We start from the raw sequence: 13,182 nt of genomic DNA, 5'->3' as shown, positions 1-13,182 counted from the left end.
GCGTCAGAACAGGTTCCGCAGGGCCGCAAAGGTGCCGGTTATCCATACCACCAGCGGGGGTCCGGCCAGGATCAGCAAGAACTCCAGGTTCTCCGTGCGGCGCGCCGTCAGTTCGGAGATCTTGGCTCCCGGTATCCGTAACGCGGCCAGCGCCGCCAGCACCACGGCCAGGGCGGTCCCTCCCAACACGCTGAGTTGCGCCACCGGACTGTGTGTCCCGAGCACCACGGTGATCGCCAGTCCAACGGCCACGGCGAAAGCGCCCAGGAAGAACGTCACCGCCTGGACACGGTCGGTCAGCGAACGCCCCCGCAACGCCAGCACCAGCGTGGTGCTAATCGCCAGCGCGACCTCGCCGTAGAAGTAGTGGGTTTGCGGGTACACCGCGGCCACGGCACCGACCGCGGTGATGATCACCGCGGCGATGAACAGACCGGTCAGGTACTTGTTGGAGGCACGGGACCGCCGCTCCAGTTGGGCGTCTTCACTTTCGGCCAACGCTACCGAGCGCACCCCGCTGGGGTCATCGAACACCTCGACCACCAGGGCAGCTTCCTCGAGTTCGCTGCGATCGATGTCCTCCCCCGGCGGCGGCAGGCTCGGTGGCCGCACCCGCGCCAAACCCAGCGCCATCGCCTGCGCGGAGGCGATCAAGATGGCACCCACGAGCACCGCCACTGCGGCGATCTGGCGCCCGTCGAACCCGGTGTAGACGCGCACCGCGGCCGCCGCCGCGCCGGCAACCGAAAGGGTCACCACCGCGGTATGCGCGGCAATGCCAATCCCGGTCAGCCACAACACAATCAGCGACACACCACCGGCGGTAAAGATGCCTGCGCAGATATTGGCCGCCGTCCAGTGCCCGTCGATACCGTCATAGGCGGGAACGGCCACCCAGCCGGCGGCCAGCGCCAGCGGCAGCGCCGCCAGCCCCAAGGTGTAGCTGATCTGGGTCGCCCCACGCCGCCCCGCGATCACCGCACCCGACACCGCGATCAGCGCCAGCGCCGCCGTCGGCGGCAGCCACCACGCGATGCTCGATGTCGCCCACCACGCCGCGATGCTCAGCACCGCCAGCAGCATCGAACCGGCTATCAGCGCGGCCAGTCCCAGCACCCGTGCGGTGCCGGGGCTAAACGATGCGAATTTCGCGGCGTTGAACTCGGCCATGGCGTCGGCCGAATCCTCGATGATCGGCCGAAACACCTCGTTGGAGTGCACTTCCCGCAGGATCAGCCGGGCGCCGTCCAGCACACCCGCATCGGCCAGCGTGGTCGTCCGCGGGAATGCCATCCCACCTTCAACGGCCAGTGAGTAAACCGCAGCGCGATCGAATTCTATTGCCAGGCCTTCGTTTCGGAGGGTATCGACCAGGAACGGCACCAGCCCTTCCATGACCACCGACAGCGGTGCGTGCGCCGAGACCGAGGTGTCCACGAAGTAGTTGGCCACGTGGATGCACAGCCGTAGTTGCTCTGGCACAGCGGTCGCCGGTCCAGTCCCAGCGCCAGACTCGGGGGCCGGTTCGGCCGGCAGTGGGGCGGCGGGCAATACCACTGACATCGGTTGCCTCTCTTCCGATTAACTCAGGCTGGTACCGCCGCCGGCGGTTGCGGGACGGTGAAGTCGTCGGCCAGCATCGCCGCCAACTCTTCGAAGGCGCGTAGCGTCTTCTTGCGCAGCTTCGCCAGGTCCACCACCAGACCCTCGTCGAGGTGCTTGTCGAACGGGATGCGGTGAATCTTGAGTTGTTGACGTCGTAGCACGGTCAGCAGTGAGTCCATGTTGACCCTTGTCTTGCTGGTGGATTCGTTGACCACGAGCACCGTGCGGGCCAGCAGCCCCTCAAACCCGTGGAACCGCAGCCAGTCGATGGCGTTGCCGGCCGCGACCGCCCCTTGTGGGGATGCCTGCACCAACAGCGCAACCGCGTCAGACTTCGACAGCACCTCACGCACTAGCGGCGAATGCAGGTTGGTGTCGCCGTCCCACAGCAGCAGGCTGTAGTAGTGCGAGGCAATTTCATGGACATCGCGGATATCGTCGGGTTCGAGCACCCGGTCGTCGTCGGCGCGCCATCCGTTGGCCAGCACTTGCAGATCGGTGTCGGTAGTCGACAGGAACCGCATCACGAAGTCGCGCTGGGTGAGATCTTCTTCCTGAATCAGATCGACCATCGACAGGTTTTCCGGGTGCGATGCGGTGCGCATCGGCAGGTCGCCGGACGAAGGATCGGCATCGACGGCCATGACGCCGTCTCCGCGGACCGAGGCGAACACTTGGCCCAGCGCCGAGGTCACGGTGGTTTTGCCGGCACCACCCTTAAGGGTCAGCACCGCAATGGAATACATCTTTTGCTTGCTGGCCCGAATGCGACGCAGCACCTCCCGGTGCGCCAATTCCTTTGCCCCGGGAGCCAGTCCGAGGCCCAGGTGGTTGAGCGCTCCGCGCCAGCCAGCGTTGGCGCGCGGCGAGCGTTCCTCGGTGGCCACCTTGATCAGTTCCTGGCGGATACCGGTGGCGGCGGCTTGGATCGGGGCGGCGGGCCGCCGGTACTGGTCACCGTCGGGTGCCTGCGTGCGGATGTCCACCGCCGCGCTATTACGCGACGCGCCCGGTGCCGGCGCCTGCACCGGTGTCGGTGGCGCCCACTGCGGTGCCTGGTGCTGCGGGGAGGCCCATGGCGAAGCCGCCGCGGGAGTGGGCTGAGGAATCCGCTGCGCGACGGTCTCGCGCTGCCCGGGCGGCGCGGACACCGCAGTCACGGGCCCCGCAGGCGGACCGGGCAATGGTGGTGTCGGCTGCGGAGGCTGTTGCGCGGGCACCAGCGATGGTGGCGGCGCGCTCTGCTGCGCCGATTCTTGCGCCCGTTGCGCCTGGACGTCGTCGTCAGTCACTCGGTCACCCTTCCGCACCAGGAGCGCGAGCAGACGCAAAAGCCCCCGAAACGCGCGGTTTTCGGGGGCTTTTGCGTCTGCTCGCCAACCCGAAATTCCGTCACTAACCTACTCCTGTTCCTCAATGTGGCCGCGGTCGCGCAGCAAACCAATTCTTTGCCGGCGTCAAGTCGACCAGATCGGTCATCGCGGCACGAAACCGCGCATAGGTACCGGGACCGAAAGTCACATACAACTGACTGCCTTGACGGCGCACCGCTGACACAACCCGTCCCGCGGAGGTGTCGGCAACACCGACACCGGCCGGCGTTTCAAACGTGATGATCCCCTGGTCCTGGTGGATCACAAGCTCGGCGCGCTGCCCCGAATAGGTCGACATTTCATTGAGGATCTTGGCGGCAGCCGGGTTGACACCGTGGTCGCGCAGCCAGCGCAGATTCTGCCCGGGCGCACACGTTGCCAGTTCTTGAACCTCTGCCCACGACAGCGTCACCGACTCCAGGTCTGCCGGCGGCGGAGCAGGCTGATCCTGGCTGACCCGCAACGCGGCCCACAGCGGAGCGCACATCACTTCGTCGACGGACTGCCCGTGCGACCACACACCCTGAATCACAACCTCGTCGTTGCGGCGCAGTGCCAGCACGTGATTCTCGCCGCGACGGGCGACCGCGGCCCGGCGCATCCGGTCGCCTTCCAAGGCGCGCAACGACACGTCGATCTCGGGCCGCTCGAGCACCCGCAACCACTGATGCAGCGACGGCTCCACCGTCCCGTCCGGCGACATCAGGCCGCTGTCGACCAGCACCGGGACGGTGTGGTCGTCGACCACGGCTTGGTCGGCCGCGTAGTACACATTGTCGAGCAGGGCCAACACCGCGGGCAGGCTCTCGATGCCCAGCAGCCGCTTGAGGAACAACACCCCGTCGACGCTGAGGTGCGCCGCGGCCAGCATGTCGGATCGCCTTGGTGCGCCCAAATCGTCTGCGCGACCGGACTTTTGCCTCAGAACACTTGGCACTGCTGCATTTCGCAGGCCTGCATGTCCGAGGTACCGGTGCTCAGTGCTTGGATGACGCGCTGTGAAGCTTCCTCGACACGTTCGTTGACGTTGAGGTAGCGCTGAAAGGCGTCGTCGAACGACATGTGCGCATTACCAGTCCAGGTGCCACGCAGCGACTCCCGGTGGGCAATGCCGGTCATCTTCAGCGCCACCGCGGTCGCGTGGATCTGGGTCATCTCCCCGATGCATGCTTCCATGCCGGCGTAGTTGTAGAGGATGTCGGCCATTGGAATCTCCTTTGAAGATTGGTCTGTTAGGTGTAGATCGACGTGCCGAGCGCTGCTCCGGCGTGCATGACGTTGGCGGCGTTGGTGGCTTCCTGGCCGTCGGTCATCTGGTAGCTGGTCTGCAGACCGGTGGTGATCCCGTTGAGGACCTCGTTGTTCTGCACGGCGGTGGAGTGCACGTCGGCCAAAACCACCTGGGCTGACTGAGACATGTGGCCCTGGTTGACGGTTTGGAAGGTATCCGCCGCCGCCAGCAGCCGCTGGTTGTTGCCGCGGGTCTCATCGACCAGGCCCATGAATCCTTGGGTCTGGGCCAGGTGATTGGCCGTATCCATTGAGAACGGCATGCCGGCTGTTGTCGCCATCAGCCTCTCCAATCTTGTGATCTCAGGGGTGAATCGCCATTCCTGGATTTCCACGCCAACCCGGCATGGCGCACTCCGAATAGCGCTGAGTGCAAGTGTGTGTTCGGCGCGAGGCTCATACCGCCTCCTGCCGTTCGCTGACCAGCTCCCCGGCAGATACCGTCTGCAGTTCGGGAGGCTCGGCTCCCCACACCGGTACCAGTTCCGGTGCGGCACGGGTGACCTTTTCTTCTTCCTCTTCCTGCGGGCGATGCAATGCGTGCAGCGGGGCCATGCCAGCTCCGAGCGGTCGCGCCGCCAACCCAACCGGCGACGCCGACGCCGGAGTGGTTGGCAAGGCGCTGTCCCAACCGCTGGGGAACCGGAATCCGGTCGAGGCCGCGGACAGTCCACCCAGGGTGGGGACTCGTATCGCAGCGGTCAGCGCCGGGGCACCAATGTTGCTGCCGGCCAATCGATCCAGCGTCGGCAAAGACGGCTGGGTGTCGAAAAACCCCGGCGAATCGACCCGATGTTCCGGTGCTACCTGCGACATCAGCTGCCCGATTTGTGACCCGAACTGCTGGGCCTGCTGAGTGGCCTGCTGCAGCGGCTGAGTCAGCAGCTGAACCGCCTGTTGCGGGATCTGGGCGGCCTGGGAGACGCCCTGGGCCAGCTGCTGCGGAACTTGCTGCATCAGCTGCTTGCCCATCTTGTCGGTCGCGCTCTGCTGTTGCTGCTGTTGGGATTGCGCGTCGCGGTAGCGGTCCAGCGCGTCATGCGGGTCGGCTTGCTGGACGCCGGCCTTGCTCAACAGCCCGCCCATTACCGCGGCGCTGACGCCTTGGCCCATCATCTGGCTCATCAGTTGGGCCGCCGACTCGGCCTTGCTCGCGGCCAGCATCAAGGTGTCCCCCGCGCGGTCCGCGGCGACGACAGCCTGGTCGATCACCGGCGGAAGGACAGGGGCGCCGACCACGATGGGAATCGCCGGGAGAAACGACTCGAACGCCGTGTTGGCGATGGTTGCCGCCAAATACGTTTCCTGCACGACGATGTCCTGAATGGTCATCCCAACGTACTGCCCTTCTCGGACGCCGATCGGAATCGTGTTCACCCCGAGGAAATTCGTGGCGTACAAGACGGCGGTGGTGACCCGGTTGTCGATGATTTCGGCCATCTGCGCCATCGTGGTGTAGGCGGTGGTAAACGCCGCCGCCTGGTCGGCGGTACGCCCTGCCGAGGCGACGAGCTGGGCTTGCGTAACCCGCAGCCAGGCCACATAGCGAGTCACCGCGGCCAGCACCGCAAGCGCCGTCGGCGACTGCCAAGCGTTCATCAGCCACGCTAGGTGCGCCTCCAAACGGTCGGCGGCGGCCTCGTAGGCCGCCGCCGCCGCAGTAAAGGACGCAGACGCTTCCAGCATGGGTGCAGCGCCGGCACCCGACATCAGACGGCCGGTGATCACCTCCGGGGGTGCGGCCACCATCAGCGGTCACCCCCAGCGAAATGGGGTGGTGTACACCAGCCCTCGGGTCCCCCAACCTCGGCCATGATCGTGGAGGGCGGCTAGATCAGCATCGCGGCATTGGCGTCGTCGACCACCTCGTAGGCTACCCCGGAGTTACCCAGCGCGCCTGCGTAGTGCCCCAGCGTGAAGGTCCCGTGTGCGGCCGTGGTGAGAAACTCCGCGGCGTGCACGCTGGTGTTCAGCGATGCCAATGCCGAGGCTTCGTCCGTCCCAGCAACCGGCGGCGCAATCGTGCCGGGCGCGGTGCCGGCCACCACCGACGCGGTGGTGGCGGCGTTGCTAACAACATCCACCACACCAGCCAGCAAAGCCTCTGGTATAACATGAGTGATCACTAGCAAACCTCTTTGCAACCCCAAACCGCCGCAACGGGCCACTGCCGCCTAGGACGATTTTTACCTCTGCTGGTAAATATTGACTGTACACGCTGGTCGCCGCAACTCACCCGTTTCGGCCAGATCCATGGTAGCGGGACCCACTAAGTAACACGTGTTCAATAAGGGCAAATGCGTGTTGAATAGGGTAGCTAACACGAGTCCAATAGCGATGCCATTCGAGAGACTGTCGTAGTCACCAATCTGACCTTGGCTACAGTGCGTAGCACATTTACGCTACGTTAGCTGTTATGGCGACACCCCTTAGTCAACGGGAACTGCGAAACGATAGCGGCGCGATAATGCGTCGTGTGCAACGGGGCGAACGGTTCACGGTGACCCGAAACGGTGTGCCAGTAGCAGATCTCGTCCCACACGGCGAATCCGGATCCGATCGACGCCCGCGCTTCGTTCCAGTAGCCCAAATCGCCGCGGGCATAAGCGAACTTCCCACCTGGGACGTGGCACGGTTCACTCGTGACCTGAAAAAACTCGACAATGCGGTGGACGACAGCCACGCCGATAGGTAGCGCGTCACCGAATGACCACACCGCACGAGCGAGCATTACTCGACACGTCCGTCGTCATCGACTACCCGGCTGCTGCCGTCGCCGCGCAGGCATCGGCAGCAGCGGTCAGCACCATCACGCTCGCCGAGCTGTCATATGGCTTGCACACCGCCGATCCACTCCTCAATGCCGTGCGCGAACAGCGCTATCACTGGATCATCAATACCTTCGATCCGATACCGTTCGACGCCCAAGCTGCGCGAATCTATGGAGCCTTGTGCGCCACAGTGCGAGCCGGTGGCCGAAACCCGAAGCCGCGCCGGTTCGATCTACTCATTGCGGCCGTAGCAGTTGCGCTGGACGTCCCACTCATTACCCGCAACGAAACTGATTTCAGCGGCGTTCACCCGCGTTTGGCCATCATCGCCGTTAGATGAACGATGCAAACCGCGGCCCGTTCGATGACCTCTTAATCTTCGAAGTCCGTCTCCTGGCTGTCGCGGACGCCCGACCAGGCCGCTTGGATCCGGTTCTTCCGCGCCAGCGACGCCTCGATGTAGCGGGCACGGCCCGGAAACGGGAACCGTTCGAACTTTGTGTCACCGATCTGACCGTCGAATTTGTCGGCCGACAGCAACACCGTCGGCACCCGGTCCTGCAGCATCCGCTTGATCAGCGGGTCCCGGCTGGTGGCCAGGTAAAGCTCCTCGGAGCTGCGGGCCAGCACGAAATGGAAGCCACGGGCCAACGACTCGTTCTGTAACCAGGGTGCCATCGCGTGCATCACCGGCGGTACCGCCGAGCGAAGATCCACGGCCAGGTGGTAGTCGTCGATGACGAAGAAGATCTCCGGACCCGACCACCACGACCGCGCGGCGCGGGTCTCGGCGTCCAGATCCGCGGGCACCTCACGCTCGGCCAGGTTCAGCTGCCGATAGAGCGCCTCGTTGGTGGGCTGAATCTCGTCCTCGCGATGGATGTGCGCGAAGACGTTTTTCAGGCCTACCCGACCGAGATGGCGCCGCCGCGGATCGATCAGGACGATTACCGCGTCGTCTTTGGTCGCGAAACGGCGGCTAATGCTGTCGCAGACCGTCCCGATTAGCTCGCTCTTGCCGCTCTTGGCCTCACCGAGGATCAGCAGGTGCGGCTCCCGATACATCTCGGCGTAGGCCGGGCCCAGCGTGTCCTCCCGCACTCCCAACGCGATCCGCAGGCGTCTCTTGTCGGCGAGCTGGGACTGGCGCGGGTCGGCGGCCGCCGCCTCGTCGGCGGCAAACACCATCGCGCCCAGCTGATCCCGGGTCAGCGAAGTCGGCAGTGTCCGGAGTCGTTCGGCGCCGCGCGCGGCGAACCGCTCGGCGATCATCTCGACCAGCGCCGTCATACCCGCCGGAACCGTCGCGGGGTCTGCGACCGAATCGATCCGCGGTAGCGACACCAGTCCCTGAAATTCCGATCCCGTGGTGATCGCATGCCCGGGATCCTTGCGCCGCTGCTTGGCCAGCTGCGAGCCCACCCGCGACAATTCGGTCTCGTTGTGCAACTCGATGACGGTGTTCATGTTGGGCTCGATCCCCCGCATCTCCACCACCCGCGCGGTAGTCAGCACGAAATGCAGCCCGTAGTTGCGGGCGCCGACCAGCAGCGCCTCAACCTCGCCGCCACGGAACTGCAACACCTGATCTTGTGCGACCGCGGCGTCCCACCCGTCGATGATGACGAAAACATCACCGTAGGGATCCTGTTGCAGAAACGGACAATCCGGGTTGGTGCGGGCCTGCCGGTATTCGTCGATGGTGATGCGGTTCTCGCGGAACAATCGCTCGCGGGCGGTTAAGAGCGTGCCCATCTGCATCAAGATCCGGTTGATCGCGTCGGGATCGGAGCGGGTCACGACCGCCCCAACGTGGGGCAGGTCGGCCAGCGGGCTCAGCCCGCCGCCGGCGTAGTCGACGATGTACATCTGGATCTGCTCGGGAGTGTTGGCCAGTGCCAGCGAGCACACCAGGGTCTTGACCGCCGTGGATTTGCCCGCGCCGCTGCCGCCGAGGATCAGCAGGTTCTTTTCGGCATCGAGCGCCCATTTCGGCTGCTCGTGCTTGAGCGGATTGTCAAACAATCCAAACGGCACAACAAGATTGGCGATGGATTCGTTGCTCGGGACCTGCCAATCCCGCAGCTCCGGCTCTAGGCTGTCCAGCGTCGTCGCCTCCAGCGGCGGCAGCCACATCCGGTACGGCGGCGCGAAGTGAGCGCTCTTGAGGCGCTCGATCACCGTGGTGAATATCGTTGGTGCGCTTTCGATTTCCTCTTCGGTGTGCTGCGGCTCTGGGACCTCGACATCCGCGCCGGTGTTTGGAAGCGGCTGCGGCGCCGCGGTGAAGGCCCGCGGCTCGACCAAGTTGGGGTCCAACGTCGTGTTGCCGCCGCGGTGGCCGTTGGAGCCTGCCGTCGGGACCACGGGAGGAAAATACGCCGCGCCGGTCCAGCCGGCGTAGAAGCCGATCAGATCCCCACCGGTGGGGCGCAGCACTCCGTGGCCGGGGCTGCCGGAGAGCCGGTAGGCCGCGTCCGAACCGTCCAGCAGCGCACGGGAATCCGACGCCGTCTGGGTCTTGAGGCCAATCTTGTAGCCGATGTTGGTTTCCAGACCGCTGGCCCGCCCGGAGTTGTCGAGGTTCTGCGACGCATACAGCAGGTGCAGTGCAACCGATCGCCCGACCCGGCCGATACGCCGAAACAGCTCGCCGTAGTCGGGATGCATCTGCAACAGCTCGGCCCACTCATCGATGACGACGAACAGCGAAGGCAGCGGCGGCAAGTCCACTCCGCGCTCACGCAGCTTCTCGTAGTCGCGCAGATCCTTGACGTCGTAGCGCGGGTTGAGTTCCTTGGCCTCCCGAAAGATTCGGTAGCGGCGGTCGATCTCGCCGTTGATCATCTCCTTCATCCGCGCCACCAGATGGGCTTCCTGCTCCATGTTGGTGATTACCGCGCTGACGTGGGGCAACTCATCGAGGCCGTTGAAGGTGGCGCCGCCCTTGAAGTCGACGAGCAACCAGTTGAGCACATCCGGGGAGTGCGCCACGCAGCCGTTGATCACCAGGTTGCGTAGGAACTCAGATTTTCCGGAGCCGGTGGTGCCCAACAGCTGCCCGTGCGGCCCGGTGCCACCCTCGGCGGCCTGTTTGATATCCAGTTCGAGACGGTCGCCGTTCTGCAGAAACCCGATCGGAATCTTCAGCCGCCGCTTGTCGTCGTAGCGGTTGATGACGGACCACAAGTCCAGTGGATCCAATGCGCCTGGGTCGCGCACCCGCATCAGGGTCTGCCAGTCTCGGCCGCGCTCGGCCTGTTTGGCCTGCCGGCCCATGTTGGCCAGCGTGGCCACTTCATAGCGCGCCAATTGCCGGGCAACGGTTCGCGCATCAACAAGCGAAATATTGTCGGCCACCGCGACTTTCACGGGTTCGGCCAGTGGTCGATCCGCCTCGCTGCGCCACACGCTGCCGTCGGAGTCGCAGCGCAAGGTGATGCCTTCTTCGGCGCTGAGGGCGTTTTCCGGCGGGCCGACGAGCAGCCAGGTCACGCCGGCGCGCGGTGCGATTACCGAGTCGACGAGCTTGTCGGTGACGGCCGAGTCCACCACTACCAGCACATGGCGGTAGTTGTCGGTGGTGAATTCGGGGTCGGGGTTGAAGTTCATCGTGAAGTCGATGACTTTGTTCGGGTCGTCGGGGTCGGCCTCGTCGCCACCGAGGCTGGTTTGCAGCGTTGACCAGTCGCGGTACATCATCCGGACGCTGCCCAGCCGATCCAGCTCGTAGGGATGCTGGGAGTGCGGCAGCCACTTCATCCAGCTCCATGCCGGCGCGTCGGGATCGTCGGTGAGCACCACCATCGCCAGGTTGTCGGGGCCGTGGGTGACGGCGGCCTGCAACAGCATTGAGCGCACCATCCCCAGCGTGATGTCGCGGTCGCCGGTGAAGCCGATGACCGGAAAGCGGGCGGCGGTCACCACCACCGGCATCGACGACACGGTGGAGTGGTGGCGCAGAAAGCGCACCGTGGATACCCAGCTCACCGGTTCCAGGAACTCCCCCGGCGGCGCTTCCGGCGCGACAATGCGGGCGGCCAGCTCGACATCCCCCAGCCCGTAGCGCAATGCGGTGAACCCGTCACCGGTCGGCACCACCTCCCACATCCGTTCGCCGCCAATGCGACTGGCCAGCATCTGCGGGTCGGGGTAGGAACTTTGCAAGCCGGCATGCATGCTCAGGCCGCGGTCGAACACCTTCTCCCGGATCATTCCCAGCCCGCGGGTGGCGGCCTTGCGGTCCTCGAGCACCTGGGCGCGTGAGGTGCCGGTGCCGCCGCGCTGACCAAACGCCATCCCGCCCACTCCCCCGAGCATCATCAGCGGGAACAGGATCATCAGCGGGCTAAACGCGCGCCCGGAACGGATCATCAACGCAACCATTCCGGCCACCAGCACGATCATCAGGATCGGCAGGCCCACCGTGCGTATCCGCGAAGCGGGTTCGCCCTGTTCGATCTCCTTTGGTGGCGGAACTTCGATTTCGTCCCGGATGATTCGGGGCGGCGGCACCGGGTTGGCCGGGCGCAAGAAGCTGATGCGCATTACTTCATCTCCTTGTCGTCGATGCCGGCGACGGTGCGATCGGCGGGCACGCCGTCATGGCGGATCCGCGCATCGCGTTGTGACAGTGTCGGTCCCGGGGCAAACAGCGACACCACCACCCAGGGCGCTGGTACGGGGTGGCGCAGATTCAACGCCGACAGCGTCGTGTCCCCGCTCTTGGAGTCGGTGGTGTCCAACCCGAACCGCACACCGTTATCGGCGATCCAGAAGTAGCTTTCCCGGTTCTTGGAATCGGTTGCTGCGCCGGTGATCTGAACGAATCGTCCGCCACCCGAGGGCATGTAGACGCGGTCGGCGGTCATCCCTTTTGACGTTGGCGCCGACACCAGCGTCGTTAGCGCCGCATTTTGTTTGTCGGTCAATGGCAGCGTCCGACCGACCATGACCTCTGTGCGCGCGGTCGGTTCTTCGCCCACACGCGACCACGACCAGCAGGTCACCGGTTCGTGGGCGGCCGATACCAATTGCACTTGCGCCGCCGGATAATACGAGACCTCCAGTTGATGGGATTTGGGCAGCGACGCCAGCTCATCGGGTCCGATTTCAACAGGCTTGGTGCCTACCTGGGTGTTGGCGGCGCGGATCATGGTTGCGGGCACCAGCCCGACTTCCTGCACGCCATCGGCCAGTGCGACGTAATACCTGGTGGCCCCGGACAGTTCACGCACATTCAGGATGGTCCCCACCGTTAACGGCCGGTTGAGCGCGAATTTCGGCGGGGCGCCCACTTCGGCGATCGGCGGCGCCACCAACGGCGGCTCGGCCGGGATCGCGTTGAACAGGCCCTGCGAGATCGGCAGGATCAGATCGGATGCCCGCAGCCCAAGTGCGTCGGCAATAACCGAGTTGGTGAGCTCCACCGTGGATCGGACCACTTCGCCGTCCGGGCGCGCATAGATCAGCCAGGTCCGTTTGTCATAGCTGACCAAGCGGGCCTGGTTGTGCGAAAGCTTGGTGATGTCATTGGTTTTGGTCAGTTTTCCGCCGATCACGGTAGTGGTCACCGGTGACATCGCGGTCGTCGGCAGTCCGGATACCGGGTCCAGCGGGACCGCGGCGCCGGTCATGGTGGTGTCACATACCGTCCAGATCGACGATGGATCGGTGCTGTCGCGGATGTCTGTGGGGGCTCCGACGATGCCCACCAGCGAGCCGTGTGGGTATTTGGCGATTTCGGCCGCGCTGGCCCGCACGGGGTTGTCAGGAGAGCCCAGGATGAGCCGTGCGGAGGTGAGGTTGGTGACCGGATCGAGCCGGGGCCCGATGCGCACGTACATGGCGCCGGTGTCCCTGTCGACCACGATCCGCGCGTTGCTCACCAGGCCGGCCGGGGAGAACAGACCCCAAACGACGGTGCCGACGGCCATGATGAGCGCCAGCAGCAAACCCAGGATCAGCGGGGCGGCCTGGGCTCGTTGGGGATCATCGATCATCCGGGTGTCGCGACGGACCAGGGCGTGCGCCATCCGCCGGTAGAGGAAGCGCAGACCGCTGACCTGATATTTGGCGGTCATCCGGAAGCCGCGGCGGCGTCGCCGGTGTTCGGGACCTGCTAACTCGGCCACTACCCCAAT

11 protein-coding genes are annotated in these 13,182 nt (G+C 65.1%); 2 read left to right on the top strand and 9 right to left on the bottom strand.

Annotated features, from left to right (window positions below):
* Nucleotides 1–3: 3 nt before the first annotated feature.
* The 7 genes from eccD to AADZ78_RS14885 form a co-directional block, all read right to left on the bottom strand.
* Entirely contained in the window at nt 4–1,563 is a 1,560-nt protein-coding gene (gene eccD / locus AADZ78_RS14915; RefSeq protein WP_085250509.1) for a type VII secretion integral membrane protein EccD, read from the bottom strand.
* 23 nt (nt 1,564–1,586) lie between these two features.
* A complete protein-coding gene (locus tag AADZ78_RS14910) occupies nt 1,587–2,897 on the bottom strand; it encodes an AAA family ATPase (protein WP_139828708.1) in 1,311 nt (436 codons plus the stop codon).
* 121 nt (nt 2,898–3,018) lie between these two features.
* A complete protein-coding gene (locus AADZ78_RS14905) occupies nt 3,019–3,849 on the bottom strand; it encodes an ESX secretion-associated protein EspG (protein ID WP_085250507.1) in 831 nt (276 codons plus the stop codon).
* Nucleotides 3,850–3,899: 50 nt separating this feature from the next.
* The gene (locus AADZ78_RS14900) at nt 3,900–4,184 is read right to left on the bottom strand and encodes a WXG100 family type VII secretion target (protein WP_085250506.1); all 285 of its coding nucleotides are present in this window, start codon (nt 4,182–4,184) and stop codon (nt 3,900–3,902) included.
* Nucleotides 4,185–4,210: 26 nt separating this feature from the next.
* Nucleotides 4,211–4,549 carry a hypothetical protein gene (locus AADZ78_RS14895; RefSeq protein ID WP_139828707.1) on the bottom strand — a complete coding sequence of 113 codons (339 nt, stop codon included), beginning with the start codon at nt 4,547–4,549 and terminating at the stop codon, nt 4,211–4,213.
* Between the two features lie 115 nt (nt 4,550–4,664).
* Entirely contained in the window at nt 4,665–6,017 is a 1,353-nt protein-coding gene (locus AADZ78_RS14890) for a PPE family protein (RefSeq protein WP_085250504.1), read from the bottom strand.
* Between the two features lie 80 nt (nt 6,018–6,097).
* Entirely contained in the window at nt 6,098–6,394 is a 297-nt protein-coding gene (locus AADZ78_RS14885; RefSeq protein ID WP_169726295.1) for a PE domain-containing protein, read from the bottom strand.
* 290 nt (nt 6,395–6,684) lie between these two features.
* Between AADZ78_RS14885 and AADZ78_RS29070 the strand changes: the two genes are divergently transcribed.
* Together AADZ78_RS29070 and AADZ78_RS14880 are read left to right on the top strand one after the other, a co-directional pair.
* Entirely contained in the window at nt 6,685–6,963 is a 279-nt protein-coding gene (locus AADZ78_RS29070) for a type II toxin-antitoxin system Phd/YefM family antitoxin (RefSeq protein ID WP_085250502.1), read from the top strand.
* Nucleotides 6,964–6,974: 11 nt separating this feature from the next.
* Nucleotides 6,975–7,379, top strand: coding sequence for a PIN domain-containing protein (locus tag AADZ78_RS14880; protein WP_085250501.1), 405 nt, complete (start codon nt 6,975–6,977; stop codon nt 7,377–7,379).
* A 32-nt stretch (nt 7,380–7,411) separates the two neighbouring features.
* Here the strand turns inward: AADZ78_RS14880 and eccCa are convergent, their stop codons facing one another.
* Both eccCa and eccB read right to left on the bottom strand, forming a co-directional pair.
* A complete protein-coding gene (gene eccCa / locus AADZ78_RS14875) occupies nt 7,412–11,587 on the bottom strand; it encodes a type VII secretion protein EccCa (RefSeq protein WP_085250500.1) in 4,176 nt (1,391 codons plus the stop codon).
* Nucleotides 11,587–13,173, bottom strand: coding sequence for a type VII secretion protein EccB (gene eccB, locus AADZ78_RS14870; RefSeq protein WP_085250499.1), 1,587 nt, complete (start codon nt 13,171–13,173; stop codon nt 11,587–11,589). Before eccB ends, eccCa begins: the two co-directional genes overlap by 1 nt.
* Nucleotides 13,174–13,182: the final 9 nt, after the last annotated feature.

The sequence above is a fragment of the Mycobacterium riyadhense genome, assembly GCF_963853645.1.
Classification (GTDB): Bacteria; Actinomycetota; Actinomycetes; order Mycobacteriales; family Mycobacteriaceae; genus Mycobacterium; species Mycobacterium riyadhense.
This window is presented reverse-complemented; position numbering and strand designations above follow the sequence as displayed.

Excerpts from the sequence above, each read along its gene's own strand:
- AADZ78_RS14900 (WP_085250506.1), bottom strand. The coding sequence starts at position 4,184 with ATGGCCGACATCCTCTACAACTACGCCGGCATGGAAGCATGCATCGGG.
- AADZ78_RS14895 (WP_139828707.1), bottom strand. The coding sequence starts at position 4,549 with ATGGCGACAACAGCCGGCATGCCGTTCTCAATGGATACGGCCAATCAC.
- AADZ78_RS14880 (WP_085250501.1), top strand. The coding sequence starts at position 6,975 with ATGACCACACCGCACGAGCGAGCATTACTCGACACGTCCGTCGTCATC.
- AADZ78_RS14890 (WP_085250504.1), bottom strand. The coding sequence starts at position 6,017 with ATGGTGGCCGCACCCCCGGAGGTGATCACCGGCCGTCTGATGTCGGGT.
- eccD (WP_085250509.1), bottom strand. The coding sequence starts at position 1,563 with ATGTCAGTGGTATTGCCCGCCGCCCCACTGCCGGCCGAACCGGCCCCC.
- AADZ78_RS14905 (WP_085250507.1), bottom strand. The coding sequence starts at position 3,849 with ATGCTGGCCGCGGCGCACCTCAGCGTCGACGGGGTGTTGTTCCTCAAG.
- eccCa (WP_085250500.1), bottom strand. The coding sequence starts at position 11,587 with ATGCGCATCAGCTTCTTGCGCCCGGCCAACCCGGTGCCGCCGCCCCGA.
- AADZ78_RS29070 (WP_085250502.1), top strand. The coding sequence starts at position 6,685 with ATGGCGACACCCCTTAGTCAACGGGAACTGCGAAACGATAGCGGCGCG.